Source organism: Pseudomonas sp. NyZ201, from assembly GCF_049860765.1.
Taxonomy (GTDB): domain Bacteria; phylum Pseudomonadota; class Gammaproteobacteria; order Pseudomonadales; family Pseudomonadaceae; genus Aquipseudomonas; species Aquipseudomonas bharatica.
Genome location: NZ_CP187557.1, coordinates 4,093,657 through 4,114,309 on the forward strand (window position 1 = coordinate 4,093,657; position 20,653 = coordinate 4,114,309).

Below are 20,653 nucleotides of genomic sequence, written 5' to 3' on the forward strand. Positions count from 1 at the left end.
TTGATAGATCCGCTGACGAGGAGCGTAAAGCTGCCTTCCTGGAGCCCATGTCCGCGGTTCCTGAGGAATAACGCGGATATAGGTTTTGCGGCCTCTTCGCCCCCATTCGCGATCAAGCTACCCCCACATCCGTCTCGCTCCGTTCATCTGTCCGGCGATCCGGCAATCCCCCTAGCCTCTGCTACCGTGGAAATACCACTCCACCCCCACGCAGCACAGGTGACCCCTCATGGCGCGCACCACTCCCATCGAGCTGTACCGCAATATCGGCATCGTCGCCCATGTCGATGCCGGCAAGACCACCACCACCGAGCGCATCCTGTTCTACACCGGGGTCAACCACAAGATGGGCGAGGTCCACGACGGCGCCGCGACCATGGACTGGATGGCCCAGGAACAGGAACGCGGCATCACCATCACCTCGGCGGCGACCACGGCCTTCTGGCAGGGCTCGACCAAGCAGTTCGCCGACAAGTACCGCTTCAATATCATCGACACGCCCGGCCACGTGGACTTCACCATCGAAGTGGAACGCTCCCTGCGCGTGCTCGACGGCGCAGTGGTGGTGTTCAGCGGCGCCGATGGCGTCGAGCCGCAGTCCGAAACGGTATGGCGCCAGGCCAACAAGTACCATGTGCCGCGCCTGGCCTACGTGAACAAGATGGACCGTCAGGGCGCCGACTTCCTGCGCGTGGTCAAGCAGATCGACCAGCGCCTCGGCCATCACCCGGTGCCGATCCAGCTGGCGATCGGCGCCGAGGAACACTTCGCCGGGCAGATCGACCTGGTGAAGATGAAGGCCATCTACTGGAACGAGGACGACCAGGGCACCAGCTACCGCGAGGAAGACATCCCCGCCGAACTGCTGGAGCAGGCCCGGGAATGGCGGGCGCATATGATCGAAGCCGCCGCCGAGGCCAACGATGAATTCATGACCCTCTATCTGGACGGCATCGAACTGAGCAACGAGCAGATCAAGGCCGGCCTGCGCCAGCGCACCCTGGCCAACGAGATCGTTCCGGCGATCCTCGGCTCGTCGTTCAAGAACAAGGGCGTGCCGCTGATGCTCGATGCCGTGATCGACTACCTCCCCGCCCCCTCGGAAATCCCTGCGATCAACGGCACCGACCCGGACCACGAGGACCGGCACCTGGAGCGCCACGCCGACGACAATGAGCCGTTCTCGGCCCTGGCCTTCAAGATCGCCACCGATCCCTTCGTCGGGACCCTAACTTTCGCCCGGGTCTATTCCGGCGTGCTCAGTTCCGGCGATGCCGTGCTCAACTCGGTCAAGGGCAAGAAGGAACGGGTCGGCCGCATGGTGCAGATGCACGCCAACCAGCGCGCCGAGATCAAGGCGGTGTGCGCCGGGGACATTGCCGCGCTGATCGGCATGAAGGACGTGACCACCGGCGACACCCTGTGCGATATCAACAAGCCGATCATCCTCGAACGCATGGACTTCCCCGACCCGGTGATCTCGGTGGCGGTAGAGCCCAAGACCAAGGCCGACCAGGAAAAAATGGGCATCGCCCTCGGCAAGCTGGCCCAGGAAGACCCGTCGTTCCGGGTCAAGACCGACGAGGAAACCGGGCAGACCATCATCTCCGGCATGGGCGAACTGCACCTGGACATCATCGTCGACCGCATGCGCCGCGAGTTCGGGGTCGAGGCCAATATCGGCAAACCCCAGGTGGCGTACCGCGAGAAGATCCGCAACACCTGCGAGATCGAAGGCAGGTTCGTCCGCCAATCCGGCGGGCGCGGCCAGTACGGCCACTGCTGGATCCGCTTCGCGCCGGGTGACGAAGGCAAGGAAGGCCTGGAATTCCTCAACGAGATCGTCGGCGGCGTGGTGCCGCGCGAGTACATCCCGGCAATCCAGAAAGGCATCGAGGAACAGATGCAGAACGGCGTGGTTGCCGGCTATCCGCTGATCAGCCTCAAGGCCGCGGTGTTCGACGGTTCGTACCACGACGTCGACTCCAACGAGATGGCGTTCAAGATCGCCGCGTCCATGGCCACCAAGCAACTGGCGCAAAAAGGCGGCGCGGTGCTGCTGGAGCCGGTGATGAAGGTGGAAGTGGTGACGCCCGAGGAATTCATGGGCGACATCATGGGCGACCTGAGCCGCCGTCGCGGCCTGATCCAGGGCAGCGAGGACACCCCGGCGGGCAAGGTGGTACGGGCCGAAGTGCCGCTGGGCGAAATGTTCGGCTACTCCACCGAAATGCGCTCGATGACCCAGGGCCGGGCCAGCTATTCGATGGAATTCACCCGGTATGCGGAAGCGCCGGCGAGCATTGCCGATGTGATCATCAAGAAGCAGGGATAGCTTCGTCGGGCTGATGGCCTCATCGCTGGCGAGCCAGGCGCGCCCCCTGTGGGAGCTGGCTTGCCAGCGATGAGGCCATCAGCAACGACACATGATCAGTGCTCCGCCCCCGCCCGCTTCAGCAACTGCTTGCAACGCTCCGACAGATGCACCACCCGCAGGTGCTTCCCCGCCTTCTCATAGCGCTCGCGCAAGGTCTTCAGCGCCGCGATCGCCGAGTAATCGACGAAGCTCAGGTGCCGGCAGTCCAGCGTTACCTGCGCCGGATCGTTGGCCGGGTCGAACTGGTCGAGAAACGGCGTCGACGAGGCGAAGAACAACGTTCCATGCACCCGGTACAGCCGGCTGCCGTCCGCTTCGTCATGGATGTCGGCATACAGCTCGCGGGCGTGCTGCCAGGCGAAGTTGATCGCGGCGATGACGATGCCGAACAGCACCGCCGTGGCCAGGTCGGTGAACACCGTGACCACGGTCACCGCGACGATGGCCAGGACATCGCTGGCCGGCACCTTGCGCAGCACCCGCAGCGAGGCCCAGGCGAAGGTCTGCTGGGCGACCACGAACATCACCCCGACCAGCGCCGCCAGCGGGATCTCCTCGATCAACGGCGAGAGGAACAGCACGAACAGCAGGATCATCACCCCCGCCACGACTCCGGACAGGCGCCCGCGCCCGTTGGAGCCGAGGTTGATCACGGTCTGCCCGATCATCGCGCAGCCACCCATGCCGCCACACAGCCCGGACACCATGTTGGCCGCGCCGAGGGCCACGCATTCGCGATCGGGGTGGCCGCGGCTCTCGGTGATTTCGTCGGTGAGGTTGAGGGTCAGCAGGGTTTCCAGGAGGCCGACCAGGGCCATCAGCACCGCGTAGGGGGCGATGATGCGCAGGGTGTCCAGGTTCCACGGCACCTGTGGCAGGGCCAGGGACGGCAGGCCGCCGGCGATATGGGCCATGTCGCCGAGGGTGCGGGTTGGCAGGTCGAGCAGCCAGACCAGCATGCCGACACCGAGGATCGCCACCAGCGCCGGCGGCACCGCGCGGGTCAGTTTCGGCAGGACATGGACCACCAGCATGGTCAGGCCCACCAGGCCAAGCATCAGCCACAACGCCGGGCCCTGCAGCCAGTGCTCGCCATTCTTGAAATGCTCCAGCTGGGCCATGGCGATCACGATGGCCAGGCCGTTGACGAAGCCGAGCATCACTGGATACGGCACCAGGCGCACTAGCTTGCCCAGGCGCAGCAGGCCGAACAGGATCATCAGCAGCCCGCCCAGCAGCACCGTGGCCAGCAGGTACTGCACGCCCTGCTGCACCACCAGGGCGACGATCACCACGGCCATGGAGCCGGCCGCGCCGGAAATCATTCCCGGGCGGCCGCCGAACAAGGCCGTCAGGGTGCAGATGATGAAGGCGCCGTACAGGCCCATCAGCGGATTGAGGTGCGCGACCAGGGCGAAGGCGATGCACTCCGGCACCAGGGCGAACGACGTGGTCAGACCGGCGAGGACATCGCTGCGCACGCGCAGGGCCCGGTTTCGGGTGTGGGTATGGGACATCGGGGAATTCCGTGAGGGCAAGCCAGGCGGGGAAAAATCGTTAGCAAGCTTACCGGATTCGCCATGGCCGACACAAAATCCTGTGGGGCTTGCCAGCGATAGGGCCTGACCTGACAGCATCATTGCTCATGCCGGCCTCATCGCCGGCAACGCCGGCTCCCACAAGTTGCTGAGTCATCCGCAGGATTTGTGTTCGGCACTGACCCTGTGGGAGCTGGCTTGCCAGCGATAGCGCTCGACCTGACAACATCATTGCTCAGCCGGCCTCATCGCTGCATAGGTATCTACACATCTTTTCTGAGCAGTGGCGGTGGCGAGGTGCCTGTCAGAGAACCGCGTCATGGCCACCAGATGCATGCCGGTAGATCTTCAGCGCCCTCTAGATCGAGCGCCGCCCGCGCGGCGCATCGCGGGTGAACCCGCTCCCACATTTGTTGCAACGTGCCTATGCCTGTCAGGCCATGGTTGACCGCCTTGTTCGTACGACGCGATATCGCGCCGAGCCCAACAGCTTCCCCACGATAGATCGCCGTACATCCAAAGGCGAACAACGGAGATCTGACAGGCCATGGCACGTTGCAACAAATGTGGGAGCGGGTTCACCCGCGATGCGCCGCGCGGGCGGCGCTCGATCTCAAGGGCGCCAAAAAAGTCATGACAAGCACCTGTCAGCCCTGATGCGATCTACTGACAGGCCCTCTCACCTCAAAAGATGTGTAGATACCCATGCTCATCGCTGGCAAGCCAGCTCCCACAGGGGTTCCGCGGTGCTCCGGCTATTTCCTTATAACCACTATGGCTATTGACCACCCGCTCGCCCCCGCCCCATGCTCCGCCTCTCCAACCCTTTCAAGGAACGACTGCATGAAGCTGGAAACCCTGGCCATCCACGCGGGCTTCAGCCCGGACCCGACCACCAGGGCGGTGGCCGTGCCGATCTACCAGACCACCTCCTTCGCCTTCGACGATACCCAGCATGGCGCCGACCTGTTCGACCTGAAGGTTGCCGGCAATATCTATTCGCGGATCATGAACCCCACCAACGATGTGCTGGAACAACGCATGGCCGCGCTCGAGGGCGGGGTCGGGGCGCTGGCGGTGGCCTCGGGCATGGCGGCGATCACCTATGCGATCCAGACCATCGCCGAAGTCGGCGACAATATCGTTTCCGTCGCCAAGCTGTATGGCGGTACCTATAACCTGCTGGCCCATACCCTGCCACGCATCGGCATCCAGACCCGCTTCGCCCCGCACGACGATATCGCCGCCCTCGAAGCCCTGATCGACGAGCGCACCAAGGCGGTGTTCTGCGAGTCCATCGGCAACCCGGCGGGCAATATCGTCGACCTGCAGGCCCTGGCCGACGCCGCGCACCGCCATGGCGTGCCGCTGATCGTCGACAACACCGTGGCCACGCCGATCCTCTGTCGGCCGTTCGAACACGGCGCCGATATCGTCGTGCATTCGCTGACCAAATACATCGGCGGCCATGGCACCAGCATCGGCGGCATCGTCATCGACTCGGGCACGTTCCCCTGGGCCGAGAACAAGGAACGCTTCGCCCTGCTCAACACGCCCGACCCGTCCTACCACGGCGTGACCTACACCGAAGCCTTCGGCCCGGCCGCGTTCATCGGCCGTTGCCGGGTGGTGCCGCTGCGCAACACCGGCGCGGCGCTGTCGCCGTTCAATGCCTTCCTGATCCTGCAAGGCCTGGAAACCCTGGCGCTGCGCATGGAACGGCATACCGAGAATGCCCTCAAGGTCGCCCGCTACCTGCAAACCCACGAGCAGGTGGCCTGGGTCAAATATGCCGGCCTGCCGGATCACCCCGAGCACGGACTGGCCCGGCGCTACACCCAGGGCAAGCCGGCGTCGATCCTCTCGTTCGGCATCAAGGGCGGCCAGGAAGCAGGCGCGCGGTTCATCGATGCCCTGAAGCTGGTGGTACGCCTGGTCAACATCGGCGACGCCAAGTCCCTGGCCTGCCACCCCGCCTCCACCACCCACCGCCAGCTCAACGACGAAGAGCTGGAGAAAGCCGGAGTGCCACGCGACATGGTGCGCCTGTCGATCGGCATCGAGCACAGCGATGACATCATCGCCGACCTCGAACAGGCCCTCGCCGCCAGCCGCGGATAACCGCCGCAACCGCCAGCCTCGCCCGACCCGATAACGAGGGAGGGCGCGGGCTTGAGCGGTGCCTTTCAAATTGCCTTGCGCACATACCTTCGACGCTTGGGAAACCCCCGGATTCATTGGGGCTCACCGTTTCAGCCAATGCCGACAACATTTTCCGTAATGGCAGATTGGCATTAAGGAAAACCTCGTCGATACTGGCTCCCGCACGGAATTCCTTGCCCACAACAACATAGGGATATTTGCGATGAGCCAGACCCAGCCATTGGATGTCGCCATCATCGGCGGCGGCGTATCAGGGACCTACAGCGCTTGGCGCCTGCAAGAAGCACAAGGCGATCATCAACGCATCCAGTTGTTCGAATACAGCGACCGCATCGGCGGGCGTCTCTTCAGTATCAACCTGCCCGGCCTGCCCAACGTCGTCGCCGAAGTCGGCGGCATGCGCTGGATGCCGGCCACCAAAGACAATACCGGCGGCCACGTGATGGTCGACAAGCTGGTCGGCGAGCTCAAGCTGGAGAGCAAGAACTTCCCCATGGGCAGCAACCTGCCGGAAGAGGATCCGGTCGGTGCCAAGGACAACCTGTTCTATCTGCGCGGCGAACGCTTCCGCCTGCGTGACTTCACCGAAGCCCCGGAGAAGATCCCCTACAAGCTGGCCTGGTCCGAACGCGGTTTCGGCCCCGAGGACCTGCAGGTCAAGGTGATGCACAACATCTATCCGGGCTTCGACAAGCTCAGCCTGGCCGAGCAGATGCAAGTCAAGGTGTTCGGCAAGGAGATCTGGCGCTATGGCTTCTGGGACCTGCTCTACCGCGTGCTGAGCAACGAAGGCTACCAGTTCATGAAGGACGCCGGCGGCTACGAGGCCAACGTCGCCAACGCCAGCGCGGTAACCCAGTTGCCCGCCACCGAATACAGCGACAAGACCGTCTTCCTGACCCTCAAGAAAGGCTTCCAGGCCTTGCCCCTGACCCTGGCCCAGCGCTTCGCCGAGGTGCCGGGCGGGTTGATCGCGGGCGAACAGCGCATCCGCATGAACCGCCGCCTGGCCTCGGTGCAGTTCAGCGACGACACCGAGTACCCCTACCGCCTGCACTTCCAGGCCACCCGCACCGTCGACGGCAAGACCAGCGACGTGCCCGGTGCAGAGGAAATCATCCACGCCCGCCAGGTGATCCTGGCCTTGCCGCGCCGCTCCCTGGAACTGATCCAGTCACCACTGTTCGACGACCCGTGGCTGAAGGAGAACATCGACTCGGTACTGGTGCAGTCGGCCTTCAAGCTGTTCCTCGCCTACGAGCAACCCTGGTGGCGCAGCCAGGGCCTGGTGGCCGGGCGCTCGGTCACCGACCTGCCGATCCGCCAGTGCTACTACATGGGCACCGAGTGCGAGCAGGACGGCGGCGAGAAAACCCTCAACTCCTTGCTGATGGCCTCCTACAACGACATCGGCACCGTGCCGTTCTGGAAGGGCCTGGAGGACGGCGCGCCGTTCGAGGGCTACCAGCCGAAAAGCCTGCAGGGCCGCATCGATGCCAATGAAGTGGTGCCGAAGATGCAGTACCAGATCAGCGAAGAGATGGTGCGCATCGCCCAGCGCCAGGTCACCTCGCTGCACGACCAGATCGAACTGCCGGCGCCCTATTCGGCGGTCTACCACGCCTGGGATGCCGACCCGTTCGGCGGCGGCTGGCACGAATGGAAGGCCAACTACCGTCTCGACCTGATCATCCAGCGCATGCGCCATCCGGTGCAGGAGCAGGAGGTATACATCGTCGGTGAAGCCTATTCCTACGGCCAGGGTTGGGTCGAAGGCGCGCTGACCACCGCCGAATCCACCCTGCAGGACTTCTTCGGCCTGCCCCGTCCGGCCTGGCTGCCCGAGGCCTACCAGTTGCTGCCCGCCCCGGCGCCGGTCGATATCGACAATCCGCCGGCCCTGGCCTGCACCGACTGCAAGAAGACCCTGACCGAAGTCACCGAATTCGCCTACACGGGGATCAAAGCATGAGCAGCGCACCTTTCACCGTTGCCGACTACCTGCTGACCCGCCTGAAGGAACTGGGCCTGACCAAGGTCTTCCAGGTGCCCGGGGACTACGTGTCCAACTTCATGAACGCCCTGGAAGCCTTCGACGGCATCGACGCGGTGGGCGAAGTCTATGAAATGGGCGCCGCCTACGCCGCCGACGGCTATGCCCGGGTGCATGGTATCGGCGCCGTCTCCCTGCAATATGGCGTGGGCACCTTCAGCGCGGTCAATGCCATCGCCGGTTCCTTCGTCGAACGCGCCCCGGTGGTGGTGATTTCCGCCAGCCCGTCCACCCAGAACCGCGAGCGGGCCCGCCAGCAGCATGTGCTGTTCCACCATTCGACCGGCAACTTCGAGGCCGACCGCAACGTGCTGGAACAGGTCACCGTGGCCTGTGAGATCATCTCCGACGCGCGCCAGGCACCCTGGCAGATCGACAGCGCGCTGATCGCCGCCATCACCCATCGCCAGCCGGTGTACCTGGAGGCATGGAAAGATGTCTGGGGCCTGGAGTGCTCGCTGCCGCAAGGCACCCTGAGCCCTGCGCCACGGCCCTCCAACCCGGACGCGCTCAAGCTGCTGGTGGACAACAGCGTCAAGCGCCTGGCCGAAGCGAAGAAACCGCTGGTGCTGCTGGGCGTGGAAGTCATGCGCTATGGCCTGCAGGACGCCGTGCAACGGCTGATCGATGGCTGCCAATTGCCGTTCAGCACCACCCTCGACGCCAAGACCGTTCTCGACGAAAGCCAGGCGCCGTTCATCGGCACCTATGCCGGCCCGGCCTCGCGCCTGGAAACCTCGCCCCAGGTGCTGGATGCCGACTGCATCCTGGCCATCGGGGTGATTTTCACCGACGACTACCTGGACCTGCTGGGCAAGCGCTTCGAGCAGATCATCCAGGTCAACTGCGACCTGGCCCGCACCGGCGCCGAGTATTACCCCAACGTGCGCCTGCCGGACTACGTCGACAGCCTGCTCAAGGCCTTCGACCTGGACCCGCGCTTCCCGCGCAAGGATGTGTTCCTGCCCCGCCACCCGGCCCTGCTCGCCGCCGGCGGCCCCGGCGACGCGCTCGGTTACCAGAGCTTCTTCGCCAGCCTGGTGGACTTCGCCAGGGAGCATCGGCTGTGGGATAGCAGCACGCTGATCCTCGGTGAAAGCTCGTCGCTGTACGTGGCCAGCAATATCCAGGACATGCCGCGCAACGGCTTTCTCTCCGATGCCATCTGGGGCTCGCTCGGCCACGAAACCGGCTGCGCCCTGGGCGTGGCGCTGGGCAGCGGGCGGCGGCCGGTCGTAGTCGCCGGCGACGGCGGCTTCATGATGGTCAGCCAGTCCCTGGCGGCGCTGGCGCGCAACAAGGTCAATGCCATCGTCTTCGTCATGAGCAACCAGGTGTATGCCATCGAGCAAGCGTTCGTCGATATCAAGGCGTTCGACCCGGATGGCCAGTTCGCCCCGTTCGATACCCTGCCGAGCCTCGACTACCGGGCCCTGGCCCAGGGCTACGGCGCGCTTGGCTACCAGGTGACGACGGTTGGCGAGCTGCAGGCGCTGCTGCCGAAACTGCTGGCGATCGGCGACCGGCCGGCGCTGGTGGAAGTGAAGATCCCCGAGAAAGACCTGGCGGCACAGATCAAGCGTCTGGCCGAAGACTGACAAGGACACAGGAACCCGTTCATGGAAAGAATCACCAGCGTGCGCATGGCGGTAGCCTGCGCACTGCTGGCCTCGTTGCCGCTCAACGCCATCGCTCACGGTGGACACGGCGACGCAGGCCCGCAAGGCAAGACCTTCACCAAACTGCCCGACAACACCCCGCTGCCAAAGGCACTGGAACTGTGCGTCAGCTCGAAGGACACCCGGCAGGACCATCTGCTCTCCGGCCTGGGCGGCACCCACTACGACCTGGTGTCAGTGGGCGACAACGAGAAGATCCAGGCCTTCTACAGCCAGGGCATGGCCCTGCAATACGGCTTCAACTTCAGCGAGGCGATCCGCGCCTTCTACCAGGCTTACGTACTCGACGAGAAGTCGGCGATGCCGCTGTGGGGCATCGCCCTGTCGGCCAGCTCGAACATCAATACCGACGCCACCGAGGGCTGCGATCAACTGGCGTACCTGGCGGTGAACCTGGCGCAACAGCATGCCGATCGGCGTGTGCAAACCGTTCCGGCCGGATTCACCGAGGCGCAGGTCAAGCGCGAAGCGCGCTATGCCAAGGCGTTCCTCAGCCAGTACGACGTCGACGGCGACCGCATCACCCTGTCGGCGGACGGCAAGAAACGCTACGTGGCAGAGATGAAAGGGCTCTCCAACGAGTACTTCGACGACCTCGACGCCGCCGCCCTGTACGCTGACGCCCTGCTCAACATCGACCCGTGGAAATGGTGGAAAGGCAGCGAAGCCACGTCCGATGCGGTCAAGCCCACCGATGAAGCCGCCGACGCCCTTGAAGTGCTCAACCGTGTGCTGGTGCAGGACCAGAACCACTCCGGCGCCAACCACTTCTTCATCCACGCCATCGAGGAATCGCCCTTCCCCGACAGCGGCATGCCCATGGCCGAGCGCTTCCGCACCCTCAACCCGGCGGTGGGCCATCTGATCCACATGGCCTCGCACATCTACCAGCGCACCGGCAACAATGCGCTGTCCAGTGCCACCAACTACGCGGCGATCTCGGTGGACCGCGCCTATGGGCGCGAAATCCAGCCGGAGAGCCCGTACCTGCTGCACTACCTGGGGCACAACATCCACTTCCTGACCTGGACCCTGTCCATCGAAGGGCGCAAGAACGAAGCGCTGAACATGGCCAGCGAACTGGTGGACAACACCACCGAAAACGCTTCGGTGAAGTTCCTCTGCGAGAAGTATCCGGCCGAGCTCAAGACCAAGTCCGACTACTTCTATGCCGTGCCCTACTACTACGCCGTGCGCTTCCAGGCGTGGGACAAGCTCGATGGCTTCGACCAGCAGGTCAAGGACGGGCTGGCAAAGATCAATGACACCTGCAAGGCCAGCCCAGGGGGCTGGGAGACGCTGACCATGCCCTACACGCGGATCATGCAGCGCTACGCCCGGGCCTACCAGGCGCTGGACGGCACGCAGGACAGCGCCCACGCGGTGCAGGCGCTGAACGGTTTCTGGACCACCACCCGCGACGTGCTCCAGGAAACCGAAAATACCGGGCTCAACTACGGCAACAACAAGGCCGTGGACCTGCTGCGCCTGGCCAACCTGATCCTGTTCAACCAGGCGCAGGCGGCGACCGGCAACACGCTGTCGTTGGCTGACGTGCAGAAAACCAGTGCCGGCGCCGTCGGTAACCTCGCCAAGGTCCTGGCCGATGACCTCGCGGAGCTGAAGGGCGACAACAACGCACAGATCCTCGCGGCATGGCGCAAGGCCGTCGAAGTACAGGACGGGCTCTGGTACAACGAACCGCCGGACTGGTACTACACGGTGCGCGAGTCGCTCGGCTATGCGTACCTGGCCCAGGGCAAGGCGCGGGACGCGGAGCGGGTGTTTACCGAGGACCTGAGCGAAAACCGCTTGAGCGGCAGATCGTTGAACGGGTTGAAGCTGAGCCTTGAGGCACAGCAGAAACCGGTGAGTGCGGAGCTGGAGCAGAAGCTGGCGACTGCGTGGCGCAATGCGACGGTGAGTGCGAGGCCTTAGAAGCTAACCGGGGAGCCGCCTGGCGGCCCCCCGATTAGCAATTTGACATGAGAACCGCCTGTACTAACTTTTCAAGTATCTGCCAGGGTGTCGTAAGCATTCCTGGCGGTATTCAAACGTCATTTCCGGCTTCAACCAAACCCTACGCGGTTTGAAGTTTGTTTGTAGACGCGTATTTCCCACTCACCGGGGCGCCATTCCCGGTATAGGAGATCAGCTATGAACAAACGTGTCGTTACCTCACTCTTCATTGCCTTGGGCACCTGCTTCGCCCTTCATACCCCGTCAACCTACGCAGGCGTATCCGTTGGAGGCGCATGCGATGCCAACAAGGGATTGGTCTGTGCTGCTGGGCTGGAATGCAGCAACGCTACCTGTCAATACCCAAGCGACAAAATCGGCGACGACCTTCAGCAGTGCAAGAATAAACTGATAGAAAATGGAATGAGTTCCGGAGCTAAAGCCTCACTCTACCAAAACACCTGCTATGACACTGTAAGTTGCCCTGGGGTATACGATAACCTGTATGAATTCGCGAAGCTCAAGGATGAGCCGGAAACAAGAATCGAATATGGTGCAGATAGCGACACCCCTGGCGGCTACCAAAAAGAGGTGGCTACTGGGGCAAATGCGAAAAGGGAGGCCTTCCTCAAGGCCGCAGTTCAGGCCTGCAGCCAATGCACCTCTGGTGGCAAACCAAGATGCTTTTATCCAGCAATGAAAATCCTGTACTGATCCCCCAGGCCTGTCCAACGCAGCCCATGTCAACCTTGCTGTATATCCATACAGATAATCCTTGCTACCCATTCATTTCCTGCGCATCCTAGGGAACCTCGTTCCCCAGGATGCCTCCCTTCCCCATGCGCCTGTTCCTCTGCGAAAAGCCCTCCCAGGCCAAGGATATCGCCAAGGTCCTCGGCGCCAGCCGGCGCGGGGATGGCTGCTGGGTGGGCAGCGGGGTGACGGTGACCTGGTGCATCGGCCACCTGCTGGAAACCGCGCCGCCCGACGCCTACGACGCGCGCTACAAGCGCTGGGTGCTGGCCGACCTGCCGATCGTGCCGCAGCAGTGGAAGATGCAGGTCAAGCCCAAGACCGCCAGCCAGTACAAGGCCGTCAAGCGCCTGCTGGGCGAAGCCGCCGAGCTGGTGATCGCCACCGATGCCGACCGCGAGGGCGAGATGATCGCCCGCGAGCTGGTGGAACATTGCCGTTATCGCGGGCCGATCCGCCGCCTGTGGCTATCGGCGCTGGACGATGCCTCGATCCGCAAGGCCCTGGCTGCGCTCAAGCCCGGTGCCGAAACCTTCAGCCTGTACCATTCGGCCCTGGGCCGCTCCCGCGCCGACTGGCTGATCGGCATGAACATGAGCCGCCTGTTCACCCTGCTCGGCCGCCAGTCCGGCTACCAGGGCGTACTGCCGGTGGGCCGGGTGCAGACCCCGACCCTGCGCCTGGTGGTGGACCGCGACCGCAGCATCGCCGATTTCGTCCCGGTGCCGTTCTGGGCCATCGATGTGCAACTGGACAGCGCCGGCACGCTGTTTACCGCGCAATGGCGGGCGCCGGATGATGTGTGCGACGACCAGGGCCGCTGCCTGAAGCAGGAACTGGCGCAACAGGCCGCCGCAGCGATGCAGGCGGCGGGCACGGCGCAGGTTATCGAGGTGAAGACCGAGCGGGTCCGCGAGGCGGCGCCCCTGCCCTTCGACCTCGGTACCCTGCAGGAGGTCTGCTCGAAGAAGCTGGGGCTCGGCGCCCAGGAAACCCTCGATATCGCCCAGTCGCTGTACGAAACCCATAAGGTCATCACCTACCCGCGCAGTGATTGCGGCTACCTGCCAGTGAGCCAGCACAGCGAGGCGCCGGCGATTCTCGCCGCGCTCGGTCGGGCCGATCCATCACTGGCGCGCTTGCAGCCACACCTTCAGGCCCAGCGCCGCTCGCGGGCGTGGAACGACGCCAAGGTCAGCGCCCACCACGGCATCATCCCCACCGCGGCGGCGGTCGACCCCAACCGCCTGCCGGGCAAGGCCAAGGCGGTCTACACCCTGATCCGCGCGCGCTACCTGGCGCAATTCCTGCCCAACCATGAATACGACCGTACCCAGGCGGATTTCGACTGTGCCGGCCAGGCGTTGCGGGCCGTGGGCAAGCAGATCGTCGAGCCGGGCTGGCGGCGGGCCTTGCCGGAAGCACTGACGCCGCCAAAGGGCCGGGAGGCGCCAGCAGCGCAAGTGCTGCCGGCGTTGAGCAAGGGTCAATGGTGCGAGGTGCGCGATCTGCAATTGAAAGACCTCTGGACCCAGCCGCCCAAGCCCTTCACCGAAGGCGACCTGATCAAGGCGATGAAAAATGTCGCCAAGCTGGTGGAAGACCCGCGCCTCAAGCAGAAGCTCAAGGAAACCACCGGCATCGGCACCGAGGCGACCCGGGCCGGGATCATCCAGGGGCTGCTCGATCGTGGTTACCTGGTGAAGAACGGCAAGGCCCTGAACGCCACGCCGGCGGCCTTCAGCCTGATCGACGCGGTGCCGCGGGCGATCGCCGACCCGGGTACCACGGCGATCTGGGAGCAGGCGCTGGATATGGTGCAAAGCGGGGAAATGAGCCTGGAGACCTTCGTCGAGAAACAGTCGGCCTGGATGAGCAAGCAGGTGGAGCGCTGTGCAGGCATGCAGTTGCGGATTTCCGGGCCGGCAACCCCGGCCGGCCGGGGTGGATCGCCTTGGAAGAAGAAGCGCAAGGCGGGTACTGCGGCGAAGGATGGGGTGAAGCGGGTGCGCAAGCCGAGGGTGAAAAAGGCAGGGAGTTGATGGGGTGTTCTCGAGGGCCTCATCGCTGGCAAGCCAGCTCCCACAGGTCCGGTGTATGCCATACCTGTGGGAGCTGGCTTGTCGGGCCGCCGAACCGCAGCGATGAGGCCAGCAACCCCTACTCCTTCACTGCCTGCAAGGTGTAACTCAAGGGCAACCGCCAGGGCTGCTTGTCCAGCTGCCATTCCCCATTGTCCCGCCGGCTCATCTGCCCCGGCAGCGCTTCCCAGGGGATGCTGTCGTGCTCCACGAGCCCGGTGACCCGCAGCCCCTGGCTGATCAAGGCACTCACCACCTCGCCCAGCCCGTGGTTCCATTCATGGGTTTCGGTATTGACCAGGCTGGCGTCGGTGCTGACGTAGGTCTGGTCACTGATCCATACCGTCGGCTCGGGCCGTTCGAAGTACGGGTATTCCACCACCAGCCGGTCCTGATGATCCTCATTCAGGGCCAGCAGCATCGGATGGCCCTCGCGCAGGAACAGTCGCCCGCCCGGCTTGAGCAGGGTCGCCACGGTCCCGGCCCAGCGCTGGATGTCCGGCAGCCAGCACAGGGCGCCGATGCCGGTATAGAGCAGGTCGAACGAGGCAGCCGGCAGCACCGAGCAGGCCGCGTAGACCTCGGCTTCGACGTACTCGATGTGCGTGGCGCAACGCCCGGCCAGGGCCCGCGCCTGTTCCAGCGAACGCGCGGAAAAATCCAGCCCGGTCATTTGCGCGCCAAGGCGGGCCAGGGACAGGGTGTCGGTACCGATATGGCATTGCAGGTGCAGGCCGCGCAGGCCGCCGATATCCCCCAGCAGCGGCAAATCGAAGCGCACCACTTCCGAGAGGTGCGCGGGGTCGGCGACGAATGCCGCCACCTCGTAGTCGCCGGACGCCGCATGCAGCGGCGCGCGCTCATCCCAGCTGGCTTTGTTGAGCGCCAGTGAATCGGCCATGGTCAGCTCCTTTGGTCCAGGTCCGTGCGCCAAGATAGTGCGCTCGTTCGACAGTGGCAATGTGCTGGATGCCGCAGTGCGATATAACGTCGGCTTCATCATCAAGGAGGAACGGCATGAAACTGGGTTACACCATTGCTTACGTCGCCGATGTAGCGGCGTCGTTGCGCTTTTTCCAGCAGGCCTTCGGGTTGCAGCAACGCTTCCTGCATGAGTCGGGGGATTATGGCGAGCTGGAAACCGGCGCAACCACCCTCGCCTTCGCTTCGCTGGAACTGGGTGAGATGAATTTCGAGGGTGGCGTGCTGGCGGCGAGTGAAAGCCAGCGGCCACTGGGGATGGAGATCGGATTGGTGACCGAGGATGTACCGGCGGCCCATGCCCGGGCGGTGGCGGCCGGGGCGGTGGAGCTGAAGGCGCCGCAGGTGAAACCCTGGGGGCAGACGGTGTCGTGGGTCAGGTGTCCGGCGGGGATTCTGGTCGAGTTGTGCACTGCCGTGGGTTGACGTGTTGGTCTTGAGGGCCTCATCGCTGGCAAGCCAGCTCCCACAGGGTCTGCGGCGCTTGCGATGAGGCCCTCAAGGACCACTACATCGAATAAGCCAGGCTCAGGCTCAGGTTACGCGGCTCGCCCGGCATGTTCCACGCCAGGTTGTACCCGCGCTCGTAGTACTTGCGGTCGAACAGGTTGTTCAGGTTCAGCCCGAGGGTCAGTTGTTCACTGGCCTTGTAGTGAGCCAGCAGATCGACCGTGCTGTACGACGGCAGCCTGAAGCTGCTTCCCGCCTGCCCCGAGCGGTCGCCGACATAGTTCGCCGAGGCGCCGAAGTCGGAGCCGCGCAACGCCCCGTCCTGGAACTCGTATACCGCCATCACGCTGCCACTGTGCCGCGGAATGCCCAGCAGATCGCTGCCCTTGGGCAGGCTTGCATCGCCCTTGGTCACTTCGGCGTCGATATAGGCATAGGCGCCGATCACCCGCACTGCATCCGTCACCTGCCCGCTGAACTGCAGGTCCACACCCTGGCTACGCGCCTTGCCCGCCGCGATGCTGTCGCCGAAGGCATCGGTGGTGATGACGTTTTCCTTGTCGATGTGGAACAGTGCCAGGGTCGCACCGACGCGGCTGTCGAACAGGTCCAGCTTCAACCCGGTTTCATAGCCGATACCCTTCTCCGGCTTGTACACCTGCCCGCGCGTGCCAATGGCGTTGGGCTTGAACGAGGTGGAGGCATTGGCGAACACGCCTATTTGCGGGGTCACCTGATACAGCAGGCCGACACGTGGCGTGGCGACGTCCTTCTCCTGACTGTTGCTGACCCGGGTCGTGCGGTTCAGCGCCGTCTGCTCGACCCGCTCCAGGCGCACCCCGACCAACCCGCGCAGGCGGTCGGTAAAGGCGATCTGGTCTTGCAGGTTCAACGCATAGCTTTCGGTGTGCTCGAAGAAGTCATTGGCATTCACCAAGGGTGGCTTGGCCTGGCCGTACACCGGGTTGTAGATGTCGAGCCCGTAGCCGAAGCCGGTCACGCTTTGCGGATACTTCTGGCTGTTGCGGTAGTTCTCGTACTCCAGGCCGACGAGACTCTGGTGCTGCCAGCCGAGGAATTCGAACTGCCCGTGCAGCTCGGCCTGGGTGATGTTGTCGTTCCACTCGAAGTTCCGCTCGCGGTAGAAGCGGCTGATGCGATCACCCACCACCCGCGAGGTTTCCGAACTGTTTCCGCGCAGGGTGCCCTGGGTGTAGTGGTTGGCCAGGCGCAGTTTCCAGTTGTCGTCGAGGTAATGCTCCAGCGCCAGGTCCAGGGTCTGGTTGTCATTGCGGATATGGCCGTCGTTGGGCTCGCCAAGGAAGGTCGAACGGGAGACCGGGCCCAGTTCGTTGTTCACCGCCGGGATACCCCGGTCGAATACCGATTCGGTGCGGGAGAATTCGCTGTTGAGGGACAACAGCGTGTCCGGGGTCAGTTGCCAGCTCAGGGACGGGCTGACGATGGCGCGGCGGCTGTCGACATGGTCGCGGAAGCTGCCGTTGTCCTCCAGCGCCAGGTTCACCCGGGACAGCCCCCGTCCCTCCTCGTCGAGCGGCGTGTTGACGTCGAGGCTGCTGCGATAGCGGTCCCAACTGCCGGCGCTGGCCTTGAAGGTGCTGAAGGCCTCGGCCTGGGGCTTCTTGCCGACGATATTCACCAGGCCGCCCGGGTCGCCGCGCCCGTACAGGCTGGCGGCCGGGCCCTTGAGCACTTCGATGCGCTCGATGGTGGAGGTATCCGGCGCACTGTAGCTGCCGCGGTTGATGGCGAAGCCGTTCTTGTAGAGCTCGCCCGTGGTGAAACCGCGCACGCTGTAGTTGAGGAAGGTCAGGCCACCGAAGTTGTTCTGCCGGGAGACGCCACCGGCAAAATCGAGGGCACGGTCGATGCGGGTGGTGTTGAGGTCTTGCAGCACCTGGGCGGGAACTACGCTGATGGCCTGCGGCGTGTCGCGGATATCGGTGTCGGTTTTCGTCGCCGTGGCCGAGCGGGTGGCGCGATAGCCCTGGACAGGGCCGTCGGCGCGTTCTTCGATCTGGCGTTCGCTGATGGTCAGGGCGTCGAGCAGAACCGGTTCCTGGGCAAGGGCGGGCAGGCCGAACAGGCTGGCGGAAAGGCCGAGGGAAAGTGTGGTGAGCGGGGTGTTCATGGGGGCACCTGAATTGTTGACGTAATAACATAACAATTCAGATACAAAAAGACACCTTTGGGTTTGTGGGGATTTGGGGCCGCTGGCGCAGCCAATCGCCGGCAACGCCGGCTCCCACAGGACCGCGAGCACCGCCACCCTGTGGGAGCCGGCGTTGCCGGCGATGAGGCCAGTGGATTCACCCGCGAATCACAGCCTTGAGCACCGTCTTGAAGTTCTCGATCTGCTCTTCACTGAACTGCCCGAACACCTTGTCCTGCTGTTCCTTGGCAATGCTCCACAGCGCCTCGGTCTGCTCCACGCCATTGGAAGTCAGGCGCACATTGCCGCCCTCCTCGCTACCGCTGACCAAGCCCTTGCGGGTCAGGTTGGCCACCGCCTCGTCGATCTCCCGCGCCGGCATCGCCACTTCGCGTTGCAGTTCGGCCAGGCTCAGGCCGGCATCGTTCTCCAGCACCATGAGCATCCGCGCTTCGCTGGTACGCAGGCCACTGGACAGCTGGCGCGGCTGGTACCCGGCCTGATAGGCGCGCAGCGCCTGGGTCATCAGGTAGTACAGGTTATGGCTCAGGCGCCCCTGGAAGTGGCTGCTCGGCGGCTGCCCTTCCTCGCGACGGGTCATTCGCGTATGCGGCAGCACCATCGAGTAAGCACCCTGGTGGTACAGCAACGGTGAACGCCCGCAATCCTCGAAGGCCACGACCTTGCCGATCATGATCCAGTGATCGCCACCGTCGACCATCTGGTACTTCTCGCACTGGAAATTGGCCGAGCAGTCCATGAGGATCGGCGCCCCGCCGGCCCCCGGCTGGTGCGCGATCCCGGCGAAACGGTCATCACGCGGCTTGGCGAAGTTGTTGGACAGGTCGATCTGGTCCGCGGCGAGGATGTTCACCGCGAAATGGCTGGCCGCATCGAAGGTCGCCAGGCTGCTGGAGCGCTTGTCCAGGCTCCAGAGGATCAGCGGCGGATCGAGGGACACCGAGTTGAAGCTGTTGGCGGTAACGCCCACCTTGTTGCCCCGGCCATCGTCGGCGGTGACTACGGTAACGCCAGTGGCGAAGTTGCCCAGGGCGCGGCGGAAGGCGCGGCTGTCGAAGGCCGCGGCAGTTTCTGCAGACATGCAAGACTCCCCGGCTACCGCACAGGGCAGCCGTGATTGTTGTTATGCGAGAGAGAAAAAAGTCCGGACTCAGACCATGCTCGGGTCAGGTTCCAGGCCCATCAGTTCACGACCGAGGATCTGCGCGCAGACGTCGTAGTCGGTGTAGGCATGGGCGCCGGTCATGTGCGAGTCGCGCCACAGGCGCTGCAGCTCGTTGCTTTCGAACCAGGCGGTACCGCCGGCGGCCTCGTACAGGCGATCCACGGCCTGGATGCACATTTTCACCGCGTAGGCCTGGTTGGTACGCCAGAAGGCCAGGGTCTCGCGGCTCGGGTATTGCTTGCGCGCGCCATGCTCGGCGTGATCCTGCCAGGTCTTTTCGAGGAAGGCGCGGGCGGCGGCGACCTGGTGGGTCGACTCGGCCAGGCGCATCAGCGCGGGGGTCGCGGCACCGACGCTGGCGCCGGTGTAGGCACGCACGCGGTTTTTGGTCTTTTCGCGGAACACCTCGAGCATGCGCTCGGCGATCCCCAGGCTGACAGTGGCGAAACCGACGGCGAAGTACGGGCGGTACGGGGTGTAGAAGATCTTGCTGTCCGGGTACAGACCGAAGCCGGCGGACTTGCCTTCCATCATGTCCTTGGCTTTCTGGATACGGTGCTCGGGGACGAAGGCCTTGTCGATGACCAGGGTCTTGGTGCCGCTGCCCTTCATGCCGGCGGCGAACCAGTCATCGCGGATCTCGTAGTCGCTGCGCGGCAGCACGGCGAAGCAGTAGTCCTGGGTGCCTTCGGCGTTGGTCCGGCGGCAACCGACGATGGCCCATTCGGCATGGTCGCAGCCACTGCTCCAGCCCATTTCACCACTGAACAGCAGGCCTCCCTCGACCTCTTCGACCCGACCGAACGGCGCAATGCTGCTGGACGCGGTGTGGTCCGGATCCACGCCCCAGATCTCTTCCTGAAGCCTGGCGGGGAACATCGCCAACTGATGGTTATGGGTGCACAGCAGGCTCATGGCCCAGGCGGTGCTGGCGCAGGCGCCGGCCAGCAGGGCGATGCAATCGGTGAACTCGGGCAGGGAGATTTCCATGCCGCCCCAGGCCTTGGGCTGGAAAGCACGATGCAGGCCGATGCCCTTGAGCAGGGCGATGTTCTCGGCGGGAACCATGCGTTCCTTTTCGGCGCGGGAGGCGTTGGCGGCGATGGCCGGCAGTACCGACCTGAGGTCTTCGAGCAGCGGGTTTGGCTTTTTCATGGGAGGTCCTGCTTATTATTGGATGTCCGGCCCACCTGCCAGCGGCGGCGGTTGCGGCGGATTCGGAGCCAGTATGGGAGCCGGACAACCCGCTGGAAATGCACC

13 protein-coding genes are annotated in these 20,653 nt (G+C 64.2%); 8 read left to right on the forward strand and 5 right to left on the reverse strand.

Annotation, left to right across the window (positions count from 1 at the left end; all coding sequences use genetic code 11):
- Positions 1–229: 229 nt before the first annotated feature.
- Positions 230–2,335, forward strand: coding sequence for an elongation factor G (gene fusA, locus ACPFMA_RS18130; RefSeq protein WP_009394274.1), 2,106 nt, complete (start codon positions 230–232; stop codon positions 2,333–2,335).
- Between the two features lie 95 nt (positions 2,336–2,430).
- On the opposite strand, the gene ACPFMA_RS18135 is transcribed toward fusA, so the two are convergent.
- Positions 2,431–3,894: a SulP family inorganic anion transporter gene (locus ACPFMA_RS18135; RefSeq protein WP_420056686.1), complete on the reverse strand. Its 1,464-nt coding sequence runs from the start codon at positions 3,892–3,894 to the stop codon at positions 2,431–2,433.
- Positions 3,895–4,758: 864 nt separating this feature from the next.
- On the opposite strand from ACPFMA_RS18135, the gene ACPFMA_RS18140 reads away from it, so the two are divergent.
- The 6 genes from ACPFMA_RS18140 to ACPFMA_RS18165 all read left to right on the forward strand — a co-directional run bounded on the left by ACPFMA_RS18140 (position 4,759) and on the right by ACPFMA_RS18165 (position 14,564).
- On the forward strand, positions 4,759–6,036 hold the full coding sequence (locus ACPFMA_RS18140) for a bifunctional O-acetylhomoserine aminocarboxypropyltransferase/cysteine synthase (RefSeq protein ID WP_425928398.1): 1,278 nt from the start codon (positions 4,759–4,761) through the stop codon (positions 6,034–6,036).
- A gap of 244 nt (positions 6,037–6,280) precedes the next feature.
- Positions 6,281–8,050 carry a flavin monoamine oxidase family protein gene (locus tag ACPFMA_RS18145; protein WP_425928399.1) on the forward strand — a complete coding sequence of 590 codons (1,770 nt, stop codon included), beginning with the start codon at positions 6,281–6,283 and terminating at the stop codon, positions 8,048–8,050.
- Entirely contained in the window at positions 8,047–9,729 is a 1,683-nt protein-coding gene (locus ACPFMA_RS18150; RefSeq protein ID WP_425928400.1) for an alpha-keto acid decarboxylase family protein, read from the forward strand. The genes ACPFMA_RS18145 and ACPFMA_RS18150 overlap by 4 nt, the downstream gene beginning before the upstream one ends.
- Positions 9,730–9,750: 21 nt before the next feature.
- Entirely contained in the window at positions 9,751–11,748 is a 1,998-nt protein-coding gene (locus tag ACPFMA_RS18155) for a hypothetical protein (RefSeq protein WP_425928401.1), read from the forward strand.
- Positions 11,749–11,967: 219 nt separating this feature from the next.
- On the forward strand, positions 11,968–12,483 hold the full coding sequence (locus tag ACPFMA_RS18160) for a hypothetical protein (RefSeq protein WP_425928402.1): 516 nt from the start codon (positions 11,968–11,970) through the stop codon (positions 12,481–12,483).
- Positions 12,484–12,608: 125 nt separating this feature from the next.
- Positions 12,609–14,564, forward strand: coding sequence for a DNA topoisomerase III (locus ACPFMA_RS18165; RefSeq protein ID WP_425928403.1), 1,956 nt, complete (start codon positions 12,609–12,611; stop codon positions 14,562–14,564).
- 118 nt (positions 14,565–14,682) lie between these two features.
- On the opposite strand, the gene ACPFMA_RS18170 is transcribed toward ACPFMA_RS18165, so the two are convergent.
- On the reverse strand, positions 14,683–15,504 hold the full coding sequence (locus ACPFMA_RS18170; RefSeq protein ID WP_064303755.1) for a class I SAM-dependent methyltransferase: 822 nt from the start codon (positions 15,502–15,504) through the stop codon (positions 14,683–14,685).
- A gap of 116 nt (positions 15,505–15,620) precedes the next feature.
- On the opposite strand from ACPFMA_RS18170, the gene ACPFMA_RS18175 reads away from it, so the two are divergent.
- Complete coding sequence (locus ACPFMA_RS18175) at positions 15,621–16,010, forward strand: VOC family protein (protein WP_420056694.1); 390 nt, start codon at positions 15,621–15,623, stop codon at positions 16,008–16,010.
- Between the two features lie 82 nt (positions 16,011–16,092).
- On the opposite strand, the gene ACPFMA_RS18180 is transcribed toward ACPFMA_RS18175, so the two are convergent.
- The 3 genes from ACPFMA_RS18180 to ACPFMA_RS18190 all read right to left on the reverse strand — a co-directional run bounded on the left by ACPFMA_RS18180 (position 16,093) and on the right by ACPFMA_RS18190 (position 20,548).
- A complete protein-coding gene (locus ACPFMA_RS18180) occupies positions 16,093–18,186 on the reverse strand; it encodes a TonB-dependent siderophore receptor (protein ID WP_425928404.1) in 2,094 nt (697 codons plus the stop codon).
- Positions 18,187–18,364: 178 nt separating this feature from the next.
- Positions 18,365–19,309 carry a p-hydroxyphenylacetate 3-hydroxylase reductase component gene (locus ACPFMA_RS18185; protein ID WP_420056696.1) on the reverse strand — a complete coding sequence of 315 codons (945 nt, stop codon included), beginning with the start codon at positions 19,307–19,309 and terminating at the stop codon, positions 18,365–18,367.
- A gap of 69 nt (positions 19,310–19,378) precedes the next feature.
- Entirely contained in the window at positions 19,379–20,548 is a 1,170-nt protein-coding gene (locus ACPFMA_RS18190) for a p-hydroxyphenylacetate 3-hydroxylase oxygenase component (RefSeq protein WP_425928405.1), read from the reverse strand.
- Positions 20,549–20,653: the final 105 nt, after the last annotated feature.

Coding starts and splice junctions, on each gene's coding strand:
- ACPFMA_RS18155 (WP_425928401.1), top strand. CDS start 9,751: ATGGAAAGAATCACCAGCGTGCGCATGGCGGTAGCCTGCGCACTGCTG.
- fusA (WP_009394274.1), top strand. CDS start 230: ATGGCGCGCACCACTCCCATCGAGCTGTACCGCAATATCGGCATCGTC.
- ACPFMA_RS18145 (WP_425928399.1), top strand. CDS start 6,281: ATGAGCCAGACCCAGCCATTGGATGTCGCCATCATCGGCGGCGGCGTA.
- ACPFMA_RS18175 (WP_420056694.1), top strand. CDS start 15,621: ATGAAACTGGGTTACACCATTGCTTACGTCGCCGATGTAGCGGCGTCG.
- ACPFMA_RS18180 (WP_425928404.1), bottom strand. CDS start 18,186: ATGAACACCCCGCTCACCACACTTTCCCTCGGCCTTTCCGCCAGCCTG.
- ACPFMA_RS18185 (WP_420056696.1), bottom strand. CDS start 19,309: ATGTCTGCAGAAACTGCCGCGGCCTTCGACAGCCGCGCCTTCCGCCGC.
- ACPFMA_RS18150 (WP_425928400.1), top strand. CDS start 8,047: ATGAGCAGCGCACCTTTCACCGTTGCCGACTACCTGCTGACCCGCCTG.
- ACPFMA_RS18165 (WP_425928403.1), top strand. CDS start 12,609: ATGCGCCTGTTCCTCTGCGAAAAGCCCTCCCAGGCCAAGGATATCGCC.
- ACPFMA_RS18170 (WP_064303755.1), bottom strand. CDS start 15,504: ATGGCCGATTCACTGGCGCTCAACAAAGCCAGCTGGGATGAGCGCGCG.
- ACPFMA_RS18140 (WP_425928398.1), top strand. CDS start 4,759: ATGAAGCTGGAAACCCTGGCCATCCACGCGGGCTTCAGCCCGGACCCG.
- ACPFMA_RS18160 (WP_425928402.1), top strand. CDS start 11,968: ATGAACAAACGTGTCGTTACCTCACTCTTCATTGCCTTGGGCACCTGC.
- ACPFMA_RS18190 (WP_425928405.1), bottom strand. CDS start 20,548: ATGAAAAAGCCAAACCCGCTGCTCGAAGACCTCAGGTCGGTACTGCCG.
- ACPFMA_RS18135 (WP_420056686.1), bottom strand. CDS start 3,894: ATGTCCCATACCCACACCCGAAACCGGGCCCTGCGCGTGCGCAGCGAT.